Below are 22,467 nucleotides of genomic sequence, written 5' to 3'. Positions count from 1 at the left end.
CGTAGCAGGGCTTTCTTTTGCCGCATTCGGTGCCTATAGCGATTTTGCGGGATGACCCCGTGCCCATTGCTGATCAGGAATCCGATGCGAACGATTACAACGACACAAGAGCTGGCCACGTTTTGTGAAGCAGCCAAGCGCGAACCCTATGTGACAATTGACACCGAGTTTCTGCGCGAGCGGACCTATTGGTCCAAGCTGTGCCTGATCCAGATGGCGCTGCCGGGGGCCAAGGGCGATGCTGTGCTGGTGGACCCGATCGAGGGGCCCGATATGTCGCTGGAGCCGCTGTATGACCTGTTCCGCCATGAGGCGACGGTGAAAGTGTTTCACGCCGCCCGGCAGGACCTTGAGATTTTCTTTGTCGAAGGAAACTGCTTTCCCAAGCCGCTGTTTGACACGCAGGTCGCTGCGATGGTTTGCGGCTTTGGCGAGCAGGTGGGCTATGAAACCCTTGTGCGCAAGATCGCGCATCAACCCTTGGATAAAACCAGCCGTTTCACCGATTGGTCGCGCCGCCCGCTGAGCGAGGCGCAAAAGGCCTATGCCCTTGCCGATGTAACGCATCTGCGGGTGATCTATGAAAGCCTGTCGGAACAGATCGCGGCCAGCGGTCGGCAGAAATGGGTTGAGGAGGAACTGGCGGTTCTGACCGATCCCGAAACCTATACCATTCGCCCCGCCGAAGCGTGGCTGCGCATCAAAACGCGCACCAATTCGGGCCGTTTCCTGGCGATTGTGAAGGAATTGGCCCAATTCCGCGAAACCTATGCGCAGGCCAATAACGTGCCGCGCAGCCGGGTCATCAAGGATGACGCCTTGCTGGAACTGGCCTCGACCAAACCGACCAATCTGGAAGAACTGGGTCGCTCGCGCCTGTTGCTGCGCGAAGCGCGGCGCGGAGAGATTGCGGATGGGCTGCTGGCGGCGGTCAAGGCCGGGATGGAGGCAAAGCCCGATGAGCTGCCAAAGCCCGACACCAGCAAGGACCAGATGCAGGTAAACCCCGCTTTGGCCGATTTGCTGCGCGTCTTGCTGAAAGCGAAGTCCGAAGAACTGGGCGTTGCGGCCAAGCTGATCGCCTCGGCCTCGGAACTGGACATGATTGCAGGCGGTATGCGCAAGGTGCCCGCGCTTGCAGGGTGGCGGGCCGAAGCCTTTGGCGAGGATGCCTTGCGCCTGTGCCGGGGGGAAATTGCCTTGTCGGCCAAGGGCAACAATATCAAGGTCATTCGGCTGTAACCGTCGGGCAGTAGGTATTTTTGCCAAGATGAAATGACGCGGCGCGCTTAACCCTGTGCCGCGCTTTCTGCCAGCGCGTCCATTTTCGTTGCAAGCTTGATGTCCAGCGCGCTGAGCCCGTCGACATCATGGGTGGTCAGCAGCACCTCGACGGTCTTGTAGACATTCGACCATTCGGGGTGATGATCCCATTTTTCGGCCCAAAGGGCGGCGCGGGTCATGAAGCCGAAGGCCTCGATGAAATTGCGAAAACGATAGGTCTTGACCAGCGCGTCACGGGTCGGGTGCAGGGCCCAGCCCTTGGCCAGCAATGGGTCAAGCGCGCTGCGATCCTGCAATTTTGGCACTTTCATTGCGGCACCAATGCGTTGTCGGCGGCATCGGCGCGCAACCGCGCCGGGCGGTCCTTGATCCGGTTCCAATAGGTGGCAAGTGCCGGGGTTTCGGGGATGGAGCCGAATTGCAGCCCCCAGCCGATCTGGCTGCCGACATAGACATCGGCGGCGGAAAACGTATCGCCCGCGATGAATTCTGCGGCTGTCACGGCGCTGTCCAAGGCCGCGCAAGCCGTTTCATAGCTGCCATAGCCAACCATTTGCTGCCGTTCGGCAGGCGGGATCAGGCCAAGTGCCTTATTCGTCACCGCGGCTTCCAACGGGCCAGCGGCGAACAGCATCCAGCGGTAATAGGCAGCGCGGTTCTTGCCGATCATGCCCGCTTTGGGGAAGGCATCGGCCAGATAGAGGCAAATCGCGGCGCATTCGGTGATGACCTGCCCGTCATGCACCAGCGTCGGCACCTTGCCCATCGGATTAAGGGACAGATAGTCCGGCGCTTTCATTTCGGCCCCGTAGGACAGCACGACCGTTTCATAGGGGTGGCCGATTTCCTCTAGCATCCAGCGGGCAATGCGGCCCCGCGACATCGGGTTGGTGTAAAGCGTCAGGGTCATGGCGGCCTCCGTCTGGTTTGGGTCAGTCTGGCATGGCTTGCCCGCTTTGTCAGTCCTCTGATTGGCTGCGGCGGAAGGGGCCATAGCTGGTCAGCACCTCGATATCCTCGGCCACGGCACTGCGTTCGGCCTCCAGATAGTCGGCCACGGCGCGGGCAAAGCCTTCGTTGCCGATCCAATGCAGGGAGTGGACAGGGCTGGGCAGATAGCCGCGCGCCAGTTTGTGATCGCCCTGCGCGCCCGCCTCAACCCGCGCAAGGCCGTTGGCGATGGCCCAATCCATCGCGCGGTAATAGCACAGTTCGAAATGCAGGCAGGGGTGATCTTGGGTGCAGCCCCAATAGCGGCCGAACAGCGTGTCACGCCCGATGAAATTCAGCGCACCCGCAATGGGCGTGCCTGCATCCAAAGCCAGAACCAGCAAGATATCGTCGCGCATATGCTGGTGAAATTCGGTGAAGGCTGCGCGGGTCAGGTAAGGCGTGCCCCATTTGCGCGCGCCGGTGTCTTGGTAAAACTGCCAGAAGGCATCCCAATGCGCAGGCGTGATGGCATCGCCGGTCAGCGACACGATCTCTAGCCCGGCGCTGTTGGCGGTTTGGCGTTCCTTGCGGATCGCCTTGCGCTTGCGCGACGAAAGCTGGGCCAGAAACCCGTCAAAATCGGCATAGTTTGCGTTGTGCCAATGGTATTGCTGCGTCACGCGATGCATCAGGCCAAGGGCGCTGCAGCGTTCAGCCTCGACCGCGGTGCAAAAGGTAATGTGGAGCGAGGAGAGCAGATTTTGCTCGGCCACCTGAACGGCCCCGGCGATCAGCGCGGCGGTGCCTTCGGCCTCCTCTCCCGGCAGGGTCAGGAAGCGGCGGCCTGTGGCGGGGGTGAAGGGAACCGCGACCTGTAGTTTGGGGTAATAGCGCCCGCCCGCACGTTCAAAGGCATGGGCCCAGTTGTGATCAAAGATATATTCGCCTTGGCTGTGCGATTTGGCAAACATCGGCATGGCGGCGATGGCCTGCCCATCGCGGCGCGCGACCATGGGGCGGGCTTGCCAACCACTGCGCCCCCCGGTGGAGCCGGAGCGTTCCAGCGCCATCAAAAACCGATGGGTGGTGAACGGGTCCACTGGCCTGCCGTTTGCTGCCTCGGGGCAGGCCAGCGCATCCCATTCCGCCGCCGGAATCTCGGCAAAGGCGGAATGGAGGGTGATCTCAATCTCGGCCATGGGGCCCCTTTGGGTTGACGAACGCCTTTAGGGTGGTGCGGTTGCGCGTCAGGTCAAGCGGGGAAGGGGGCGAGATAGCGTTCAAACGTGATGTTATGGGCGAATTCGCGGGCGGCGGCTTCGGCCTCGGGGGAGGTGATCGTCCAGCACAGAATACTGGCCCCTTGATGCCGCAACTCGGTCACGCGCGGGTTTTGCAGATCGCGGGCTTCATGGCTGATGAAACAGGCACCGGCATGGTCGTAATCGGGGATAGAGCGCAGCCGGTCGCAGATGGCAGGGGCGATGGGTTGCCAATCGGCAGGGTCAAAGGACGACGTGGTGATGCCACGCGGAATATCCGAGGCAATACGCGCCATGACAATCACGGAATTGGGGTTGAAGGACATGATGGCCACCGGCCCCTTGTAATCGGCCAAGGCGGCAGCGGTTGCGGCCTCCAGCTTGCCATCGGTGGGGCCAAGCTCTCCCTGCTGGTCCTTGATTTCGATCAGCAGCGGCACCTGACCATCCACGATTTTCAGGATCTCCGGCAGGGTCGGGATGGTTTCGCGCCCGCCGCGCAGCGGGATATAGGACAGTTCGGTCGCGGAGCGTTGGTTCAGCGGCCCGGTTTCCATGGTCAGGCGGTCGAGCACCTCATCGTGGAACACCATCGCCTGCCCGTCGCGGGACAGTTGCAGATCAATCTCGATGCCATAGCCCGCCTTGATCGCGGCTTTCACCGCCGCGCGCGAGTTTTCGGGGCGGCCATCGGTGACATCATGCAAGGCCCGGTGGGCGATGGGTTTGGTCAGGAAGTCGGGGTGCAATGCTGTGGACATAAAGGTTCCGCTTTTGGCAGGGAAGGTGGGGGGCTGTCTGCCCCCCAAGCGGATTTGGCTGTGCCAAACCCGCCCCCCCGAGGATATTTTTAAACAGATGAAACAGTGGCCTCAGGCCTTGATTTCAAAGATGCCTTCGATTTCGACGGCGACACCCAAGGGCAGGGCGGCGGCCGAGACGGCCGAGCGGGCGTGACGCCCGGCATCGCCCAATATCTCGACGAAGAAGTCAGACGCGCCGTTTATGACTTTGGGTTGGTCGGTGAAATCGGGGGTGGAGTTGACGAAGCCGGTGAGTTTGACGACGCGGACCAGTTTTGACAGATCGCCGCCGCAGGCCGCGCGGACCTGCGCCAGAAGGCTGATGGCGCAGCGCTGGGCGGCGGCGGCACCGTCTTCCACGCTCATCCCGTCGCCCAGACGGCCCTTGATCAGGCCGCTTTCGCCTTGGCTGATCTGGCCCGAGACGTAAAGTGTGGTGTCCGAGAGCACGAAGGGCACATAATTGGCGGCGGGGGCCGGGGCGTTGGGCAGGGTGATGCCGCGTTCGGCAAGGCGGGATTCGATGGTCATGATCGTCCTTTCGGGTCGTTTCGCGGGAAACTACCGTGTTTGGGCCGATTGGTGAAACGGAATTTCGCAGGGCGGGCCAGAATGGTCAGGTTTCGCGGAAGGCCCGGGCGAAGTAATCGGTGAAAGGTTTGATCAGATAGGCCAGCGGGGTGCGTTCATCCGTGCGGATGAAAGCTTCGACCGGCATGCCGGGGATCAGCGTCAGCCCTTCCAGCTTTTCCATCTCGCCTACGTCCGGCACGATTTCGGCGCGGTAATAGGATTGCTTGGTGTTCGGATCGGTCAGTGCATCGGCAGAGACCACGGTGATATGGCCCGTCAGTTCCGGGGTGGTGCGGGCCGGGAAGGCCGAGAACACCAGTTTGACCGGTTGGCCGATGCTGATCTGGTCGATGTGGAACGGTTGCACCTGTGCGGCAATCACCAGCGGGCGATCTTGGGGGATAAGGTAAAGCACCGGATCAGCCGGGCGCAGCACCGCGCGCGGGGTGGTGACTTGCAGGCCCAGCACGATGCCGGATACCGGGGCCAGAATATCCAGCCGCGCGATACGTTCGGTCAGGGCGCGGCGGCGTTCGGCCAGTTCCAGTTCCCGGTAGCCGATATCGCGCAACTGTGTGCTGGCCTCTTCGCGGCGGGCCGAGGCGAGGTTGAGGCTTTCGATCTCCAGCTCGGTGATGCGGCCCTCGGCCTGCGCGCGGCTGGCCAGAAGTTCACCAACCTGACCTTCCAGCCGGGCGGTTTCGCGTTCAAGGGCCAGAACGCGGCTGGCTTGGGCCAAGCCTTTATCCAGCAATTCCTGTTGCGATTCACGCTCTTGGTTAATCAGGGCCAGTTGCTGGGTCAGCGCTTTGGATTGGGCGTCGATGCCGGTGATCTGGCTGCTGATCTGGCCGCTGCGCTTGGCAAGCTGATCTTCGCGCTGCGCCAGCGTTTCGGCGCGGACGGCAAACAGGCGGCGCTGGCCTTCGATCAGCGCGGCCACCTCGGGGCGGGTTTCCGCGATTACCAGCAATTCGGTGGGAAAGGTGATGTCGGCCACGCCGTCACGCTCTGCCTCCAGCCGGCCCCGGCGGGCGAGGATTTCAAAGAACTGCCCTTCGACAATCGCAAGCTCTGACTTTATCGCGGCCCCGTCGAGGCGCAGCAGCAAATCCCCGGCTTTCACGGGTTGGCTTTCGACCACATGAATGGAGGCGACCACGCCGCCATCGGGATGTTGCACGATCTGGCGGTTCTGTTCGACTTCGATGCGGCCCGAGGCGACGATAGCGCCGGTGATGGTGGTCATCACACTCCATCCACCGAAACAGATGACAAGCAGAAACAGGGTCAGAAGCCCGATCGCTACCGGACGGCGCACCGACCACGGATTCGGGGCAGATGGTGGTGGTGGCATGGCGGGCTTTGGCGGCTGCGGCTTGGCGGTGGTGTCGGGCGATGGTGGGGCCAGCTTGAGTTCGGTCATGCGACACCTCCCGGCCCGGCGCTGCGGGTGATTTCACTGTGGTTCTTGATAATCTCGCGCAGCACCTGATCCCTTGGGCCAAACGCGCGGCGCGCACCGTCCTCCAGCACCAAAAGCGTATCACATTCCTGAATGGCCGCGGGGCGATGCGCCATGATCAGCACCGCATTCCCTGCCGCTTTCATGGCGCGGATCGCTTGGTTCAAGGCCTGAGAGCCTTCGTTGTCGAGGTTGGAATTGGGTTCATCCAGCACCAGAAACACCGGGTCGCCAAACAGGGCCCGCGCCAACCCGATGCGCTGAATTTGCCCGCCCGACAGGCGGCCGCCAAGGGTGGAAACCCGCGTGTCATAGCCATCAGGCAGTTGCAGGATCATCTCATGCGCGGCGGCGCGTTTGGCGGCCTCGACGATATTGACGGGGTCGGGTTGTTCGGCAAGGCGCGCGATGTTTTCAGCAATTGTGCCATCAAACAGCGTGACGCGTTGCGGCAGATAGCCGATATAGCTGCCCAGCACGTCGGGGTCATATTGATCCAGCGTTGCGCCATCCAGCCGGATCTTGCCCCCCGCCGGACGCCAGACCCCGATGAGCGCGCGCGCCAGCGTCGATTTCCCGGAACCGGATGGCCCAATGACACCCACAGCCTGACCGGGTTGCACATTGAACGACACCATGCGCAGCACGGCTTGGCTTGCACCAGGGGGCACCACGGTCAATTGATTGATATCCAGCAAGGCGCGTGGGCGCGGCAAAGCAGTGCGCTGAGGTTCCTGCGGCTGTTGCGACAGCAGCAGGCTCAGCCGCTCCCACCCTTCCTGCGCGCGCTGCACCACGGCCCATTGGCCCACTAGCACCTCAATCGGGGCAAGGGCACGGCCCAGCAGGATAGACCCCGCGATCATCGCGCCCGCGCTCAATTCCGCTTTCAGCACCAGATAGGCACCCACCCCCAGCATTGCCGATTGCAGAAACAGCCGAAAGGTTTTGGAGGTGATGGTGAATACGCCGCCCACATCCGCTGCCGCCACACTGGACCCCAACGCCTCTCCTCGGGCCTTGTTCCAGCGGTTGAAACCTGCATTCGCCATGCCAAGGGCCTGAATGGTCTCGGATTCCGATTTCAGGTTGTCGCCCATGCGGTCGGCATGGCTGGTGGTCTGGTTTGCCTTGTTCAGCGGCGCTTGGGTCATCTTGCGGTTCAGCAGCGTCAGCGCGACAAGGCAAATCCCGCCCGCAATCGACAACCAGCCAAGCACCGGGTGAAAGATGAAAATGGCAGCGACGAAAATCGGCGTCCAGGGAATGTCGAAAAACGCGAGATGCACGGGCGAGGAAAGATAGCGCTGCATGGCCTCAAGGTCGCGCTGGGCGACAAGGGCATTCATATCATTCGGGGCAAGCGTCAGGCGCCGGACCGAGGCCTGAAACACCCGTTTGTCCAGCGCATCCTGAAACCGCGCGCCGACCCGGGCCATCATTCTGTTGCGCGAATGGTCCAGAAAACCCATCGCCAGAAACAGCACCAGAATCAAGACCGACAGCGCCACAAGGGTTTCTTCGGACCGGCTGCCCAAAACCCGGTCATAGACCTGAAGCATGTAAAGCGGGCCTGTCAACATCAGCAAATTGACGAAGAAACTGAACAGAAAGATCAGCAGATAAAGGCTTCGGCCTTTGTGTCTTGCCTCTTTGAGCTCTTTTAATCCGTCGCGATTTTCTGGCGATGTCATAGGTATAAAATCCGCTTGTTATGCAACGATACGCGGCGCCCGCGTGTTTTATGTTTTAATCGCAAGGACCATATAGCACAGGCCCTTGATATTTTATCAATGCAAAAACACCGTTTTCAAATCGCAAGCCAAGGCGGACAGCAAGGCCGTTGCCCTTGGCGGGGCGGTGGCATGGGTCAGTTTCCGCCCAATATCCCCAACACCTCCTGCAAGATACGGTCTGCCAGATCGTCGCCGGGTTGCGGCGCCTGCGGTTGCTGGGCTTGTGGCTGATAGGTTTGCGGGAATTCCTCTTGCGGGGCCTGTTGCTGCGTTCCGGGGGGCAGGCGTGGCTCTGGCACTTTCATCGGAAGCGGGCGGGCGGGCAGGCCCTCATGCACGCGCAGCATCACCTCATGCCAAATCTCGGCAGGCAGTCCGCCACCTGTTACCCCGCTCAGGGGTGTGTTGTCGTCATAGCCCATCCAGACACCGGCCACATAGTCGGCGGTAAAGCCGATGAACCACGCATCGCGCGCCGCCGATGTGGTGCCGGTTTTCCCTGCCGCTTCGCGACCGTTCAGCCGGGCGCGGGTGCCGGTGCCCTCTTCGACCACCTTATACATCATATAGGTCAGGTATTGCGCCGACTGTTCCGCAATCACCCGCTCGCGGATACCGCCATCCTGCCCCATCAGGGGCGTGTCATCATCGCGCAGGCGCAGATCACGCAAGCCATAAGGCCGCACCGCAGACCCGCCGTTCAAAATGCCCGCATAGGCCCCCGTCATTTCCAGCAAGCTGGATTCCGACGCGCCCAAAGCCAGCGCAGGCCCGGCGGCCAAATCGCTTTCAATCCCGAAATCCGAGGCGACTTTGCGCACGACATCGCGGCCCACCGCTTCGGATATGCGCACGGCGGCGGTATTGACCGATTCCTCCAACGCCTTGGTCAGCGTGATCAGGCCCAGATATTTATTGGTGTAATTCTTGGGCGAATAGGGGCCAGAACCGGGAATATTGATGGTCAGCGGCGTGTCCTCGACGAAATCGGCGGGGGTATAGCCCAGATCCATCGCGGCAGCATAAACGAACGGCTTGAAGGCCGACCCGGTTTGCCGCTTGGCCATGGTCGCGCGGTTGAAACTGCCCGGAGGGGCGGCTTTGCGCCCGCCGACCATGGCGCGCACGGCCCCATCCGCCGACATCACAATCACCGCCGCTTCGGCCTTGGACCCGTCGCGCACCTTGGTGGCGAAAATATCGGCCAGTGCGGTTTCCGCCGCCGTTTGCAACTGCTGGTCAAGCGTCGTGCGCATGATCACGTCTTCGGTGGTGTCCTTGGTCAGAAAGCTGGGCCCTTCGCCCATCACCCAATCGGCGAAATAGCCGCCCGCCCGCGCCTCGGCGGCTTGTGACAGGGTGGCGGGGTTGCGGGTTGCGGCCTCATGCTCGGCCAGCGTCAGATAGCCTTGTTCCTGCATCAGGCCCAGCACCACCTCGGCCCGGTCCTGCGCGCGTTGCAGGTTGTTCGTGGGCGCATAGGTGGACGGCGCTTTCAGCAAACCGGCCAGCATCGCGGCCTGTGCGGCATCCACCTTATTGGCGGAAATCCCGAAATAGCGTTGCGCTGCCGCCTCAAACCCGCGCGCCCCCGCACCCAGATAGGCGCGGTTGAAATAGATCGTCAGAATTTCTTCCTTGGTATATTTGGTTTCCAGCGCAAAGGCGAAAGGCACCTCGCGGATTTTGCGCATCAGGCCACCTTGGCGGCAATCTGCCTCGTAATCCGCTTCTGACTTCCATTGCGTGGGGTCATAGGGCACGCCAAGGCACAAAAGCTTCGCCACCTGCTGCGTGATGGTAGAGCCACCGTTGCCCTGCAACGGCCCGCGCCCTTCGCGCATGTTGATGCGCACGGCGCTGGCGATGCCGCGTGGTGAAATGCCGTAATGCCAATAGAATCGCTTGTCCTCGGTCGCGACAACGGCGTCATGCAGATATTTTGACACGGTTTCGGCCGTGATCGACCCGCCAAAGGTTTCGCCCCGCCACGCAAAAACCTGATCATTGCGGTCCAGCAGCGTGACAGAGCCGCGCGCGCGGGCGTCCAGCATGTCCCCCACCGGGGGCAATTTGGCATAGAAATAAAAGGTCGCGGCGGCAACGATCAGCGTGACCACCGCGCCGATACGCCATGTGATGCCCCAGAACATGCGCCAGATCAGGCCAAAAAACCCAAGGATGAACCCCGAAATCCCGCCCCGGCGCGGGGCGCGGCGTTTCGGCGTCTTGGGTTTCTTGGGCGAAGGCGGCGCTGCCTTTTTGCCCCCGGCGGGGGTTTTATACCGGCGGTCTGCCACCAAGGGTGACGGCCTGTTGCCTGATCTGCTCATCCATCATGCTTTCGTGTTTTCACGCTTTGTTGCTGCGCAGAATAGCCTGCTTGCGCGCGATTGTGGAGAGGGAAGGCAAGGCGCTGCGGGTCGAATTATGGTCAATTTTTAGGCAGATGCTGAAATAAGTGCAAAAATTGTGCAACTTTGCCGTTTCGATGGGCTGAATCCGCCGCCCTTCTCTTGTGCTGCACCTGCAAAGAAATGCTTCTGGTCGCCATAGAGCCGGGCCATGCGCCGGGCAGGTTCAGCAAGGGAGACGGTCGTGAAACTGATCATTGCAGCGATTAAGCCATTCAAGCTGGAGGAGGTCCGCGAAGCGCTCACCTCTCTTGGCGTGCGTGGCATGATGGTAACGGAAATCAAGGGCTTCGGGTCCCAATCCGGCCATACCGAGATTTACCGCGGCGCGGAATATGCCGTGAACTTCGTGCCCAAGATGCGGCTGGAAATTGTGGTGCCGGATGCCTTGGCCGAGGCGGCGGTGGAAACCATCGCTGCAACTGCAAAGACCGGCAAGATCGGCGACGGCAAGATTTTCGTGCTGGATGTGTCCCAGGCGCTTCGGGTGCGCACCGGCGAAACCAATGATGACGCGCTTTAAGCAGCGGGGGAAGGAAATGAGTATCATGAAAACCGGAGTGAAAATTGCAGGTCTTTCGGCGCTGATCGCCGGAACCGCCCTGCCCCTGATGGCACAGGAGGCCGCCGCAGAGGCCGCACCTGCTGTGAATAACGCGTTTATCTTCAACACCTTGCTGTTCCTGATCGGCGGCTTTCTGGTGTTCTGGATGGCCGCAGGCTTTGCCATGCTCGAAGCGGGCCTTGTGCGCGCCAAGAACGTGACCATGCAGTTGACCAAGAACATCGCGCTGTTTGCGATTGCTTGCATCATGTATTGGCTGGTCGGCTATAACCTGATGTATCCGGGCGATGGCTGGACCATCGCGGGCTATATCGGGGCCTTCTCCACCGCCTCCATTCAGGGTGACATTGCGGCGGATGCTGCCTATGCCACCGGGTCGGACTTCTTCTTTCAGTTGATGTTCTGCGCCACCACCGCTTCTATCGTTTCGGGCACGCTGGCCGAACGTATCAAGCTGTGGCCCTTCCTGATCTTCACGGTCGTGCTGACCGGCTTCCTCTACCCGATCGAGGCCTCCTGGCAGTGGGGCGGCGGCTGGTTGTCGGAAGCGGGCTTCTCGGACTTTGCCGGCTCTACCCTTGTGCACGCAACCGGTGGCTTTGCCGCGCTGGCAGGTGCCATCATCCTTGGGCCGCGTCTGGGCAAGTTTTCCAAAGATGGTCGTGTAAACCCGATGCCGGGCTCCAACCTTGCGCTGGCCACCTTGGGGACGTTCGTTCTGTGGCTGGGCTGGTTCGGCTTCAACGGTGCGTCGCAGCTTGCGCTGGGCACCGAAGCGGATGCCAATGCCGTGGCGATCATCTTCGCCAATACCAACATGGCGGCGGCGGGTGGTGCTGTTTCTGCGATGATCCTGACGCAGGTTCTGTATAAGAAGATCGACCTTACCATGCTGCTGAACGGCGCGCTTGCCGGTCTGGTGGCGATCACCGCAGGGCCGTTGGACCCGACATTGTTCGGCGCGCTGTGGATCGGTGCCATCGGTGGTATCATCGCGGTTGTCGTGGTGCCGATGCTCGACAAACTGAAGATCGACGATGTGGTCGGCGCGATCCCGGTTCACCTTGTGGCTGGCTTCTGGGGCACCATGGCGGTTCCGTTCTACACCGAAGGCGCGAATTTCGGCACGCAGCTTCTGGGCTTTGTCGCAATCGGTGTGTTCATGCTGGTGGCCTCGTCGGTGGTCTGGTTTGTCCTGAAGGCAACCATGGGCCTGCGCCCCAGCGAGGAAGACGAAGTTCTGGGTCTCGACAAGGCAGAGCTGGGCCTCGAAGCCTACCCGGAATTCAAAGCCTGAGCCTTTGATCCTTGAAACTGAAAAAGCCCGGGGCGCATGCTCCGGGCTTTTTGCTGTTCAGGCGGAAATGCGGAAACGCACAAAGCCGTCGGGGGTGCTGCCCATGGGTTCCAGCGTCAGCCCCGGCAGCTGCGCCGCCAAAGGCAGGGCGCGGGGCGAACAGTCAAAGCAATAGCTGGTATCGGGGAACGTGCGCAGCCGCCAGTTCGGTTGCGGCACAAGGTTCAGCGGCCCGTTGCGGCAGATATAGTTGTAGATGATCGTCCGAATGGTCACCGAGGCTTGCAGCACCGCTTCGGTTTTGATGAAGCTGTTGAACGCCGATTGCGTGCTGGACCGGTAGTTATTGGTCGCAACGATAAATTCCGCATCAAGATCAAGTGGTTTACCGTTGTAGCACAGGTTATGCACACGCCGGGCTGCACTGTCGATCAGCCTGTGGTCCGCCGAATAGCGCGCGGGCTGCGAGGGGTCGATCTCATATGTCAGGCCAAAGATCACATCGAAATTATACGATGGAAAGGCCTCGTCCAGCAAAGGCTGGTCCGATTGTCCGGGCGTGATCCGGTGAAACGCCGAGGCAGAGCGTTCCAGCCATTCGACAAGTTCGTGGCCGCGCAGGTGCAGCGCGCAAATGGTGTTGGGAAAGCAATACAGATCGGCCACGCTGCGCTGATACAAGGGCCCCGCCGGAATATCGGTGAAATGGTCCGGCCCCGCCCGGCCACCTGCCTTGAACGGCGCAGCAGCGGCCAGCAGCGGCAGGTCGGCCCAGACAGTGCCTTTCAGGCGTTCTGCGACAAAGGCACTTTGGGCATGGCAAACAATCTGCAAGCTTTGACAATCATGGATCATCGCGAAATAGCTGTGGATCGGTTTTAGCGTTTCACCGACCGGGCTGCGCATATAGTTCAGCGTGGCCAGATGCGCGCCTTGCACCGCGCGCAGCACGGGTTGCGCCGATTTGACCAAGGGGCGGCGCGCGGCGGTTTCCGGGTCCCGCAGGGCGATGGGCCGCGCCTCGGACCGCGAGGCCGCAACCCGCCAGCGCCCGTCCTGCTGTTCCAGCAACAGGTCGATGATGCCAAGATGTGACCCCCAGAAGCCCGCCATCACCGCAGGCGTTCCGGCGATGGTTCCGGCTGCAAGGTCAACCCCGGCGGTCTGTTCGAAATAGGGCGAGGGAAAGACAAGATGCGTATGGCCCAAGATCAACGCATCAATCCCCGGAAGTTGCGCAAGCGGGATGGCGGCGTTTTCCATGTCAATGTCATGCGCCGCCTCTCCGATGCCGGTATGGGCCAGCACGACGATGATATCCGCCCCCGCCTGCCGCATTTCAGGGATCAGCGCCGCCGCGGTTTCCACCATGTCGCGGCTGAAAATACGGTCGCGCAGATGCGCCTCGTCCCATGTCACGATTTGCGGCGGCAGCAGGCCAAGCACCCCGATGCGGATCGGGCTTTGCTTGCCCGTGCCATCCTGCACCATACGGTCCAGCAGCACATAGGGCGGCAGCAAACGCTCATCCTCTTGCACGGTTGCGCCGCGTTTGGTCAGGGTATTGGCACTGACAAAGGGGAAATTGCTGGCCCCGATGGCCGCCATCATGAACGGGATGCCATAGTTGAATTCATGGTTGCCCAAAGTGGCCGCGTCATAGCCCAGCGTGTTCATCGCAGCGATGATCGGGTGCAGATCGCCCATGTTCAGGCCCCGGTCATAGGCGATGTAATCGCCCATCGCGCTGCCTTGCAGAAAATCGCCATTGTCCAGCAGAAGGCAGGTCTGCGCCTCTGCCCGCGCCGCTGCGATCAAGGATGCTGTGCGCGCCAGCCCCGTGCCTTCAACCTGCCGGTCCGTATAGTAATCGAAGGGCAAAACCTGCGCGTGCAGATCCGTGGTCTGCAAAATCCGCAAATGCGATTGCCCTGCCGTGGCCTTGGCTGCGATGGAGGACGGAGTGCGCAAATTCTTTCCTTGGGGCGTTGCGGGTGTTTTTATCCGGGCCGATACCAGCGATTTCCTGTGTGAACGTAAAGCGTCATCATGGGGAAATCTATGCCAAGTAAAGCGTTAGGTAAAATTTTCGCGCATAGATTGTATTACTTGTTTTTTCTTGGGTTAGAATTGCCACAGGTCAATGCGCATGGCATCACGCTGCAAAAGGGGGCAGCGGAATGATTTCAGCGGATGTATTGACCTTTTCCGGCTCGGCGCTGGACCGCGCGGCACATTTGCGGTCTGACCCGCAGGAAATGGCGCGGCTGTTGGCGGCAGGGCAGGTTTTGCCGATCTGGCGGGGCAAGCCGCTGATCCGTGACGGGCAGGATCTGGGCTGGGTGCCCTCGGGCCATCCGGTGCTGGCGCATGGGGCAGAGCCTGTGTTTCTGGGGCTGGATGACGGCATCGCCCGCTTTGCGCAGGATATTTCCGACTGGTCGCCCGAAGCCGGGGCCGAGGCGGTGGAGGCCGGGTTTTTCGACCCCTCGGCGCAGTTTCATCCCAGCTTGCCCGAAACCCAGTGCTTTTTGGAATTGCGCGGGGTGATGGTGCAGCTTTCGGCCCGCGCGGCAGAGCTGGCGGCCAGCGCCAAAGCCGTGCTGCACTGGCATCGCAGCCACCGCTTTTGCGCGGTGTGCGGGGCAAAATCCGCCCCGATCAATGGCGGCTGGCAGCGCGCCTGTGGCAGTTGTGCCGCCCAGCATTTTCCGCGCACCGACCCTGTGGTCATCATGCTGATCACGCGGGGCAACAAGCTGTTGCTCGGGCGTTCCCCCGGTTGGCCGGAAGGGATGTATTCCTGCCTTGCAGGCTTTGTCGAACCCGGCGAAACCATCGAGGCCGCCGTGCGCCGCGAAGTGGCCGAGGAAACCGGGGTGCAGGTGGGCGCGGTGCGCTATGTCGCCAGCCAGCCCTGGCCCTTTCCCGCCTCACTGATGATGGGCTGCGCAGGCGAGGCGTTGAGCGACGAGATCACGCTGGACCCCAACGAATTGGAAGCCGCGCTTTGGGTGACCCGCGAAGAGATGATGGATGTGATGGCAGGGCAGCACCCGGTCATCCGGCCCGCGCGCAAAGGGGCCATCGCCTATTACCTGATCGCGCGCTGGCTGGCGGACCGGCTGGACGCGCCGCCCTTGTAACCTTTAGTGAAAAAAGCCCAAGCCGAGGCGCGCAAAATCGGCTATACCAAAGCAACAGCCCCCAAACCGGCAAACGTAAGCAGCAAGAACGGGGCACTCCGAGGCAGGAAAAGGGACGCGGCATGAAACTGAGCGCGAAAGAAGATATCGAGGCACCGCTGGCCTTTGTGAATGAGGTGCTCAGCGATTTTGAGGCGTGGGAACGTGCCGCCATGCGCCGCGGCGCCGAGGTGGACCGCTTGGACACGATGCGCAGCCCCGGCCCCGGCATGTCATGGAAGGTTGGCTTTGCCTATCGCGGCAAGCCGCGCAAGGTGGTCGTGAAAGTCACCGATCTGCAACCGCAGCAGCGCCTTGCCTTCGAATGTCTGGGCACCCCGGCCGAAGGCGATCTGGTGATCGAACTGGCCGAAATGGGGCCGCGCCGCACCCGTGTTGTCGCCACGCTGGAGGTGCGGCCCCGCACGCTGGCCGCCCGCCTGTTCCTGCAATCCTTGCGCTTGGCCAAAACCAAAGTGACCCGCCGTTTCGCGCTGCGCCTGTCGCAGGTCAGCGCCGATATCGAAGACCGCTTCCGCGCGCAGGGCAAACGCTGACACAGCGGGTCGGGGGCATCGCTGCCCCCTTTTTTTCCTTACAGATCGTCGAAAAACCCCTGCACCGCAGCGGCGATGCTCTGGTGGTCCTGCGCCCGCTCCGTGGTGCCTTTTTCGCAGACAAAGGCGTCTTCGGGTTCCTCCTCCTTCAAAATCTCCAACCCGACTTCGGTGCATTCGCCCAGAAAATCGAAATGCGCCAAGCCCGCCGGTTCCAGATAGGTCAGCCGCGCACTTGGAAGCCGCGCCGCCAATCCGCGCGATTCCCGGTCAATGTTCATGCCATGCATGTCCTCAGGTGCCCCGATCACCAGCATCGGACGGTCGATCGCTGCCAAACTCGGCGCGGAAAAGAACGGCGCACCGCCCAGATCGAACACCGCAAAAGCCGCAATCCGCGGGTCCGACAAATCTGCCTCCATCTGGGCCAGATCTTCGGGCGTCTGGGCGATCTGCCAATCGGCAAAGACACCGCAGGCCAGATCATCGGGGGCCTGCGCGCAAGACGCCTCAAACACCGCCCCGTCGAACTGCCCGCCCGCCAGCGACACCGCCGTAAACCCGCCCAGCGAATGCCCGGCCATGAAAATCCGTGCAGGCTCTACCTCTACCCCAATCCCTGCGCCGCCCATCACATAGTCGATCACCCGCGAAATATCGCGCGACCGCTGCCACAGGGCACGCCGCTGGTCCGGGTCTTTGTTGAAGGAGGAACTGCCCGGATGGTTCACCGCCGCCACCACATAGCCCTGCGCCACCAATGCTTGCGCCAGCCATGCCTGATTATTGGCATTGCCATACATGCCATGCGACAGCACCACCAGCGGATGCGCCCCCGCCACCAGCGGCGCATCCGGCACCACGCTGACGGCTTGCCAAACCTTGTTGCCATGCGCCGCAACGGCGCCTTCGGCCTGCGCGGTCGGATACCAGACAAAGCCATCCAGCGCGCGGGCCGCATCTGCGATGTCAAAGGCGACCATGCCCGTGTGATAAGGGGCCTCGGCCCAAAGCGCGGTCGTGCTGGCAAGAAGGGCAAAGGCAGTGGTTGCGATCCGGTATTTCATGGTAGGACTCCGATGGATGTGATGTTGTGCCCTTGACCTTGGCCATAATCGCAGTCGAAACAATAGGTTGACCCCCTGTCTGCTGTCCTGAAACCTGATCCGGGACAGTTTGGCAGGATCAAGGACAGGTAAGACAGACGCCATGATGCAATTCCCGCTGCCCATCCTCAGCTTTCTGCTGGCCCTTGCCGCCAGTGCGCTTGTCTGGCGGGTGGATTTTGGGCTGGCCTTGGCGCGGGCGATGTTCGTTGCCTTCTTTGCGGTGGTTGCCTTGGGGGCCTTGCTGGTGGGGGTGCGCTTTGGCTATGGGCTGGAACAGTTCATCCCGTTGCAACGTGTGCTGCCGCTGCTGGGCGGGCCCTTCCTGTATCTTGGGTTTGCCGTGCTGGGGGCCAAACCGCAACGCGCCCGCCGTATGGTTGCGCTGCATATCGGGGTCGCCGTGGCGCTTGGGGGGCTGTTGCAAACCCATCTGTGGGGCTGGGCCGGCTTTGATGGCAGTATCGCGGCGAGCTATGCGTTCTACAGCGCGGCCTTGCTGTTGCTGTGGCGCAAAGGCCCGAATCATCTGGTGCAGGCGCGGCTTGACCTGACACCCGCCTTGCACCGCTGGATGCTTTGGGCTGCCGGGTTCCTGATCGCGCTGCTGCTGATCGACAGCGCCATCGCCATCAGCTTTGCCTTGCAACGCAGCGCCGAAGCAGTGCGCATCATCTCGCTCAGTTCCATCGGGCTGATCGTGGCCCTGCTGCTGGCCATCATCACCGCTGCGGGCTTTGCCGCCCCCCGCCTGCGTCCCGCCCCACCAGCCCCCGCGCCACAAGAAGAACCCGCCGCGCTGGAACGCGCCGCTGCGGCGTTTCTGATATCCTCGCAGCTTTATCTTGATACCGGCCTGACCATCGAACGGCTTGCCAAGCGGATGCATGTGCCCATGCGCAGCCTGTCCGCCGCGATCAACCAGACCAAGGGCATGAACGTGTCGCAATATGTCAACGGCTTCCGGCTGGACCATGCCGCCGGGTTGCTGCGCGACACCGACCTAAGCGTGACCGACATCGCCGCCCAGTCCGGCTTTCTCACCCGGTCCAACTTTTACCGAGAGTTTCAGCGCAGCTACAACCAGTCACCCGCCGCCTATCGGCAAGGGCAAAATGGCGCGTAGCTGGTAAGCGACCGGAGGGGGAGCACGCTGCGAAATCAGTTTCTGCCGCTGCTAGCGATGTATTCCGACGATTTTGCCGCTTGAAACGCTTTTTCCAAAAGCAACCGAATTGCGATTCTTCGTGGCGTCCCTGATACTGGGCTAGCGCGCTACCACCCACTTTCCTTGTGAATAGCGCACCTTGATAGTGGCCTAGGGCTTTCAAAGCCTTTCAGTGCCATACGTGCGGTATCAGGTCATGATCCTTTCTGAGGCTCCGGCGGCCTTCGTAAGAATATGAGGTTCTCTTAATGGCAACACGCCCTTTAGCTCATAAGCCACCAAGGCAATCCATAAAGCTTCTGATCAGCAGAAAGAATGGGATTCAATTGGAAGCTGAAGGCCGGTTCAGTATCGTCGCAGCCTGTCTTTTGACAGCTTGTATATGCGTGGCAGGGTTTGTCTTTTGGCTTTGAAAGAGTTGTTTCAAGCGCAGCCCTTGGGCAAAGCTATGCCCCGCCTTGCTGCGCGAACGCAGGTTAAGATTGGGTTAAAAAATAAAAATATATGAAGGTATATCAAAGGCTTGTCCGGTCCTCCGCGCGCGATTCCGTGCGGCGTTCCGCACTCAATCCCGTCGATGATCTGCCGGATAGACGCCCAGAATATCATGCTCGGAGGTAAAGAATTTCAGCTCATCCAGCGCCAGCTTTACATTGGCATCCTCGGGGTGGCCTTCGATATCGGCGTAAAATTCGGTCGCGGTGAAGGACCCGCCAACCATATAGCTTTCCAGCTTTGTCATGTTGACCCCATTGGTCGCAAAGCCGCCCATCGCCTTATACAGCGCCGCCGGAATGTTGCGGACCCGGAAGGTGAAAGTGGTCATCATCTTCTCGGCACGGCGCGAAAAATCCGCCTCGCGCGACATCACAAGAAAACGGGTCGTGTTGTTGGACTGGTCCTCGATCTGGCGGGCCAGCACATCCAGCCCGTAAATCTCACCGGCGAGGTCCGAGGCAAGCGCCGCCAAGGCCGGATCGCCCTTTTCGGCCACAGCCTTGGCTGACCCGGCGGTATCGGCCCCCGTGACGGCGCTGATCGCGTGGGATTTCAGAAAGTCCCGGCACTGGCCCAGCAAAACCGTATGGCTCATCGCGCGCTTCACCTCGGCCAGCTTGGTGCCCGGAACGGCCAGCAGGCTGATATGAACGCGGACAAACGCCTCATCAATGATCCGCAGACCAGAGCCGGGCAGCAGCGTGTGAATATCGGCCACCCGGCCATAGGTCGAATTTTCCACCGGCAGCATCGCCAGATCAACCTCACCCGACCGGCAAGCTTCGATTGCATCTTCAAAGGTGCGGCAGGGAAATGGCTCCATCCCCGGGCGGGCCTGACGGCAAGCTTCGTGCGAATAGGCACCCAACTCCCCCTGAAAAGCGATGCGTCCGGTCATTTTAGCTATTCTCCGTCGATAAAAGCGGCATAGAGGCGTTTGGTCGCGCTAGTATACCTTGAATTGGGGCGTGGGAAGCGGTTAGAAGCGCCCAAAGTGAACGCTGATGTGAGGCGCGACATGTTCGACACGATGACTTCGACCAAAATTCTCGGGGCCGCTTGCGGGTCCTTGCTGGTGTTTATGCTGGGCGGTTGGGCGGCTGATGCGCTCTATACCACTGGTGGCGGCCATGGCGGTGAGGGTGAGCAAGCCTACACCATCGACACCGGGGCCGAAGAAGCCACCGAAACCGCTGCCGAAGGCCCGACCTTCGAAGAAGTGTATGCCTCGGCTGATGCTGCGGCGGGTGAAAAGGTATTCGCCAAGTGCAAGGCCTGCCACAAGGTTGATGGCACCGATGGCACCGGCCCGCATCTGAACGGTGTTGTGGATCGGCCCAAAGCCTCTGTCGGTGGTTTCGGCTATTCGGAGGTTCTGGTCGGGATGTCTTCCGAAGCCTGGACCCCGGCAAATCTGGATGCGTTCCTGCTGAACCCCAAGAAATACGCCCCCGGCACCAAGATGAGCTTTGCAGGCTTGCCCAAAGCGACCGACCGGGCGAACCTGATCGCATGGCTGGCAACGCAGCAGTGATCTGACGCAGATTTATGTGACAGGCCGCCCAAAAGGGCGGCCTTTTGCGTTTCAGGGGCCAAAATCACGCAATCGCAACTTGAGGCCGTGACCCGTTCCACACTAGCATTACATCTAAGATTGTTGCCGGTTCCAACGGCGACAGACACAGGCAGGGAGATCAGGATGCGGGTTCAGAAAACGGTGGTATCGTCAAAGGCGCTGGCGCCCATGTCGGCACAGATCAAGGCCGGATTGATGGGCGGGGCCGTGCTGTTGGCGCTGGCCGCCACTGCGATGGGCGCGCGGGCCGAAACCACGATCACCGCGCATGGCATCTCGACATTTGGGGAATTGAAATACCCCGCCGATTTCAAACATCTGGATTATGTGAACCCCGATGCCCCCAAGGGCGGCGAGATTTCGGAATGGACCTCGGGCGGGTTTGACAGCATGAACCCCTATTCGATCAAGGGGCGGGCGGCGGCCTTGTCCTCGGCCCCATACGAATCGATTTTGGAAGGCACCAGCGATGAGATCGGCGCTGCCTATTGCTTGCTCTGCACCACGCTGGAATATCCCGAAGACCGGTCTTGGGTCATCTTCAACCTGCGCGACGATGTGCGGTTTTCCGATGGCAGCCCGATGACGGCAGAGGATGTGATCTTTTCCTATGAAACCTTCCTTGCCAAAGGCCTGACCGATTTCCGCACCATCTTTGCCACCAAGGTCGAAATGGTAGAGGCGCTGGACCCGCTGCGGGTGAAGTTCACCTTCAAAACCGGCATCCCGACCCGCGATCTGCCGCAGGATGTCGGCGGCTTGCCGATCCTGTCCAAAGCGCAATATGAGGCAGAGGGGCTGGACCTAGAAGAAAGCAGCCTGACGCCGTTTCTGGGCACGGGGCCCTATCTTCTGGACAGTATGAAAACCGGGGAATCCATCACCTATCGCCGCAACCCGGATTATTGGGGGAATACGCATCCGCTGCGTGTGGGCACCAATAATTTCGATGCGATCCGGATTGAATATTTCGGCGATTATGATGCGGCCTTTGAAGGGTTCAAGGCCGGCACCTACACTTTCCGCAATGAGGCGTCCTCGATCAAATGGGCGACGGGCTATGATTTCCCGGCGGTGCAGAACGGGTCGATTATCAAGGCCGAACTGCCTTCGGGCGAAAAATCCAACGGCCAGTCCTTCATCTTCAACCTGCGCCGCGAAAAGTTCCAAGACCCGCGCGTGCGAGAGGCGCTGGGCCTGATGTTCAATTTCGAATGGTCGAATGAGACGCTGTTTTACGGCATCTATGACCGTGTGACCTCGTATTGGGGCAATTCCTTCCTTGAAGCGACAGGCGTGCCATCGCCCGAAGAAGTGGCGATTTTGCAGCCTTTGGTCGATGAGGGGCTGTTGCCCGCGTCGATCCTGACGGATGAGGTGGTGATGCCTCCGGCCTCGGGGGCGCGGCAGTTGGACCGGGGCAACCTGCGCAAAGCCTCGGCCTTGATGGAGGAAGCGGGCTGGATCGTGGGCGATGACGGGATGCGCCGCAATGCCAAGGGCGAGGTGTTCCGCGTGGAATACCTGAACGACAGCGCCAGCTTTGACCGGATCATCAACCCTTATATCGAAAACCTGCGGGCGCTGGGCCTTGATGCCGTGCTGACGCGGGTGGATGATGCGCAGATGCAAAGCCGCGAGCGGCCGCCGAATTATGATTTCGACATCATCACCGATTTCAGCCGGACCAACTATTTCTCGGGGACTGAGCTGAAGCAATATTACGGGTCGGAAACTGCCGATGTGTCGGCCTTTAACAAGATGGGGTTGAAAAGCCCTGCCGTGGACCGCGCGATTGAGGTGGTTCTGGCCGCCGACAGTCTGGACAGCCTGACCACGGCTACCAAGGCGCTGGACCGCATCATGCGGGCTGAACGCTTTGGAGTGTTCCAATGGTTCAAGGGCAGCCATACCGTTGCCTATTACGATATGTATGAACACCCGGAAACGCTGCCGCCCTATGCTCTGGGCGAATTGAGTTTCTGGTGGTACAACGCGGAAAAGGCAGCGGCCCTGAAAGCTTCGGGCGCGCTAAAATAACGATA

The 22,467-nt window shown here is 60.9% G+C and carries 19 protein-coding genes; 8 read left to right on the top strand and 11 right to left on the bottom strand.

The features are described 5' to 3' along the window. The first annotated feature begins 84 nt into the window (after positions 1 to 84). The gene (rnd, locus tag EGN72_RS17865) at positions 85 to 1,242 is read left to right on the top strand and encodes a ribonuclease D (protein WP_127050090.1); all 1,158 of its coding nucleotides are present in this window, start codon (positions 85 to 87) and stop codon (positions 1,240 to 1,242) included. A gap of 47 nt (positions 1,243 to 1,289) precedes the next feature. Here rnd and EGN72_RS17860 read toward each other — a convergent pair whose 3' ends face one another. The 8 genes from EGN72_RS17860 to EGN72_RS17825 form a co-directional block, all read right to left on the bottom strand. Next, a complete protein-coding gene (locus EGN72_RS17860) occupies positions 1,290 to 1,595 on the bottom strand; it encodes a 4a-hydroxytetrahydrobiopterin dehydratase (protein WP_127050088.1) in 306 nt (101 codons plus the stop codon). Beyond that, positions 1,592 to 2,194 (bottom strand): glutathione S-transferase family protein, encoded by a 603-nt coding sequence (locus EGN72_RS17855; RefSeq protein WP_127050086.1) that lies wholly within the window; start codon positions 2,192 to 2,194, stop codon positions 1,592 to 1,594. The genes EGN72_RS17860 and EGN72_RS17855 overlap by 4 nt, the downstream gene beginning before the upstream one ends. 49 nt (positions 2,195 to 2,243) lie before the next feature. Next, positions 2,244 to 3,416, bottom strand: coding sequence for a GNAT family N-acetyltransferase (locus tag EGN72_RS17850; RefSeq protein ID WP_127050084.1), 1,173 nt, complete (start codon positions 3,414 to 3,416; stop codon positions 2,244 to 2,246). Positions 3,417 to 3,469: 53 nt separating this feature from the next. After that, positions 3,470 to 4,240: a glycerophosphodiester phosphodiesterase family protein gene (locus EGN72_RS17845; protein WP_127050082.1), complete on the bottom strand. Its 771-nt coding sequence runs from the start codon at positions 4,238 to 4,240 to the stop codon at positions 3,470 to 3,472. 111 nt (positions 4,241 to 4,351) lie between these two features. Beyond that, entirely contained in the window at positions 4,352 to 4,813 is a 462-nt protein-coding gene (locus tag EGN72_RS17840; RefSeq protein ID WP_127050080.1) for a RidA family protein, read from the bottom strand. 85 nt (positions 4,814 to 4,898) lie between these two features. Then, positions 4,899 to 6,212, bottom strand: coding sequence for an HlyD family type I secretion periplasmic adaptor subunit (locus EGN72_RS17835; protein ID WP_127050514.1), 1,314 nt, complete (start codon positions 6,210 to 6,212; stop codon positions 4,899 to 4,901). Positions 6,213 to 6,277: 65 nt separating this feature from the next. Beyond that, positions 6,278 to 8,014, bottom strand: coding sequence for a type I secretion system permease/ATPase (locus tag EGN72_RS17830; RefSeq protein ID WP_127050078.1), 1,737 nt, complete (start codon positions 8,012 to 8,014; stop codon positions 6,278 to 6,280). A 176-nt stretch (positions 8,015 to 8,190) separates the two neighbouring features. Beyond that, entirely contained in the window at positions 8,191 to 10,389 is a 2,199-nt protein-coding gene (locus EGN72_RS17825) for a transglycosylase domain-containing protein (protein ID WP_127050076.1), read from the bottom strand. A gap of 265 nt (positions 10,390 to 10,654) precedes the next feature. Between EGN72_RS17825 and EGN72_RS17820 the strand changes: the two genes are divergently transcribed. Together EGN72_RS17820 and EGN72_RS17815 are read left to right on the top strand one after the other, a co-directional pair. After that, on the top strand, positions 10,655 to 10,993 hold the full coding sequence (locus EGN72_RS17820) for a P-II family nitrogen regulator (protein ID WP_127050074.1): 339 nt from the start codon (positions 10,655 to 10,657) through the stop codon (positions 10,991 to 10,993). A gap of 16 nt (positions 10,994 to 11,009) precedes the next feature. Next, positions 11,010 to 12,332: an ammonium transporter gene (locus EGN72_RS17815; protein ID WP_127050072.1), complete on the top strand. Its 1,323-nt coding sequence runs from the start codon at positions 11,010 to 11,012 to the stop codon at positions 12,330 to 12,332. A 57-nt stretch (positions 12,333 to 12,389) separates the two neighbouring features. Here the strand turns inward: EGN72_RS17815 and EGN72_RS17810 are convergent, their stop codons facing one another. Further along, positions 12,390 to 14,303: a bifunctional 2',3'-cyclic-nucleotide 2'-phosphodiesterase/3'-nucleotidase gene (locus EGN72_RS17810; protein WP_158623222.1), complete on the bottom strand. Its 1,914-nt coding sequence runs from the start codon at positions 14,301 to 14,303 to the stop codon at positions 12,390 to 12,392. A 209-nt stretch (positions 14,304 to 14,512) separates the two neighbouring features. On the opposite strand from EGN72_RS17810, the gene nudC reads away from it, so the two are divergent. Next, positions 14,513 to 15,478 (top strand): NAD(+) diphosphatase, encoded by a 966-nt coding sequence (nudC, locus tag EGN72_RS17805; RefSeq protein WP_127050068.1) that lies wholly within the window; start codon positions 14,513 to 14,515, stop codon positions 15,476 to 15,478. Between the two features lie 122 nt (positions 15,479 to 15,600). Next, complete coding sequence (locus EGN72_RS17800) at positions 15,601 to 16,074, top strand: SRPBCC family protein (RefSeq protein WP_127050066.1); 474 nt, start codon at positions 15,601 to 15,603, stop codon at positions 16,072 to 16,074. A 38-nt stretch (positions 16,075 to 16,112) separates the two neighbouring features. Here EGN72_RS17800 and EGN72_RS17795 read toward each other — a convergent pair whose 3' ends face one another. Next, positions 16,113 to 17,141, bottom strand: a complete 1,029-nt coding sequence (locus EGN72_RS17795) for a serine aminopeptidase domain-containing protein (RefSeq protein ID WP_127050064.1) — start codon at positions 17,139 to 17,141, stop codon at positions 16,113 to 16,115. Between the two features lie 142 nt (positions 17,142 to 17,283). On the opposite strand from EGN72_RS17795, the gene EGN72_RS17790 reads away from it, so the two are divergent. Next, positions 17,284 to 18,306, top strand: coding sequence for an AraC family transcriptional regulator (locus EGN72_RS17790; RefSeq protein WP_127050062.1), 1,023 nt, complete (start codon positions 17,284 to 17,286; stop codon positions 18,304 to 18,306). 607 nt (positions 18,307 to 18,913) lie between these two features. On the opposite strand, the gene EGN72_RS17785 is transcribed toward EGN72_RS17790, so the two are convergent. Then, positions 18,914 to 19,744 carry a prephenate dehydratase gene (locus EGN72_RS17785; RefSeq protein WP_127050060.1) on the bottom strand — a complete coding sequence of 277 codons (831 nt, stop codon included), beginning with the start codon at positions 19,742 to 19,744 and terminating at the stop codon, positions 18,914 to 18,916. 120 nt (positions 19,745 to 19,864) lie between these two features. Here EGN72_RS17785 and EGN72_RS17780 point away from each other — a divergent pair, with 120 nt between their 5' ends. Then, the gene (locus EGN72_RS17780) at positions 19,865 to 20,380 is read left to right on the top strand and encodes a cytochrome c family protein (protein ID WP_127050058.1); all 516 of its coding nucleotides are present in this window, start codon (positions 19,865 to 19,867) and stop codon (positions 20,378 to 20,380) included. A 210-nt stretch (positions 20,381 to 20,590) separates the two neighbouring features. Continuing rightward, positions 20,591 to 22,462, top strand: coding sequence for an extracellular solute-binding protein (locus EGN72_RS17775; RefSeq protein WP_370323341.1), 1,872 nt, complete (start codon positions 20,591 to 20,593; stop codon positions 22,460 to 22,462). The last annotated feature ends 5 nt before the right edge of the window (positions 22,463 to 22,467 follow it).

The organism is Pseudorhodobacter sp. E13, from assembly GCF_003991405.1.
In the GTDB taxonomy this organism is placed as follows: Bacteria; Pseudomonadota; Alphaproteobacteria; order Rhodobacterales; family Rhodobacteraceae; genus Pseudorhodobacter.
This window is presented reverse-complemented; position numbering and strand designations above follow the sequence as displayed.

Coding starts and splice junctions, on each gene's coding strand:
- rnd (WP_127050090.1), top strand. CDS start 85: ATGCGAACGATTACAACGACACAAGAGCTGGCCACGTTTTGTGAAGCA.
- EGN72_RS17860 (WP_127050088.1), bottom strand. CDS start 1,595: ATGAAAGTGCCAAAATTGCAGGATCGCAGCGCGCTTGACCCATTGCTG.
- EGN72_RS17855 (WP_127050086.1), bottom strand. CDS start 2,194: ATGACCCTGACGCTTTACACCAACCCGATGTCGCGGGGCCGCATTGCC.
- EGN72_RS17850 (WP_127050084.1), bottom strand. CDS start 3,416: ATGGCCGAGATTGAGATCACCCTCCATTCCGCCTTTGCCGAGATTCCG.
- EGN72_RS17845 (WP_127050082.1), bottom strand. CDS start 4,240: ATGTCCACAGCATTGCACCCCGACTTCCTGACCAAACCCATCGCCCAC.
- EGN72_RS17840 (WP_127050080.1), bottom strand. CDS start 4,813: ATGACCATCGAATCCCGCCTTGCCGAACGCGGCATCACCCTGCCCAAC.
- EGN72_RS17835 (WP_127050514.1), bottom strand. CDS start 6,212: ATGCCACCACCACCATCTGCCCCGAATCCGTGGTCGGTGCGCCGTCCG.
- EGN72_RS17830 (WP_127050078.1), bottom strand. CDS start 8,014: ATGACATCGCCAGAAAATCGCGACGGATTAAAAGAGCTCAAAGAGGCA.
- EGN72_RS17825 (WP_127050076.1), bottom strand. CDS start 10,389: ATGAGCAGATCAGGCAACAGGCCGTCACCCTTGGTGGCAGACCGCCGG.
- EGN72_RS17815 (WP_127050072.1), top strand. CDS start 11,010: ATGAGTATCATGAAAACCGGAGTGAAAATTGCAGGTCTTTCGGCGCTG.
- nudC (WP_127050068.1), top strand. CDS start 14,513: ATGATTTCAGCGGATGTATTGACCTTTTCCGGCTCGGCGCTGGACCGC.
- EGN72_RS17800 (WP_127050066.1), top strand. CDS start 15,601: ATGAAACTGAGCGCGAAAGAAGATATCGAGGCACCGCTGGCCTTTGTG.
- EGN72_RS17795 (WP_127050064.1), bottom strand. CDS start 17,141: ATGAAATACCGGATCGCAACCACTGCCTTTGCCCTTCTTGCCAGCACG.
- EGN72_RS17790 (WP_127050062.1), top strand. CDS start 17,284: ATGATGCAATTCCCGCTGCCCATCCTCAGCTTTCTGCTGGCCCTTGCC.
- EGN72_RS17785 (WP_127050060.1), bottom strand. CDS start 19,744: ATGACCGGACGCATCGCTTTTCAGGGGGAGTTGGGTGCCTATTCGCAC.
- EGN72_RS17780 (WP_127050058.1), top strand. CDS start 19,865: ATGTTCGACACGATGACTTCGACCAAAATTCTCGGGGCCGCTTGCGGG.
- EGN72_RS17775 (WP_370323341.1), top strand. CDS start 20,591: ATGTCGGCACAGATCAAGGCCGGATTGATGGGCGGGGCCGTGCTGTTG.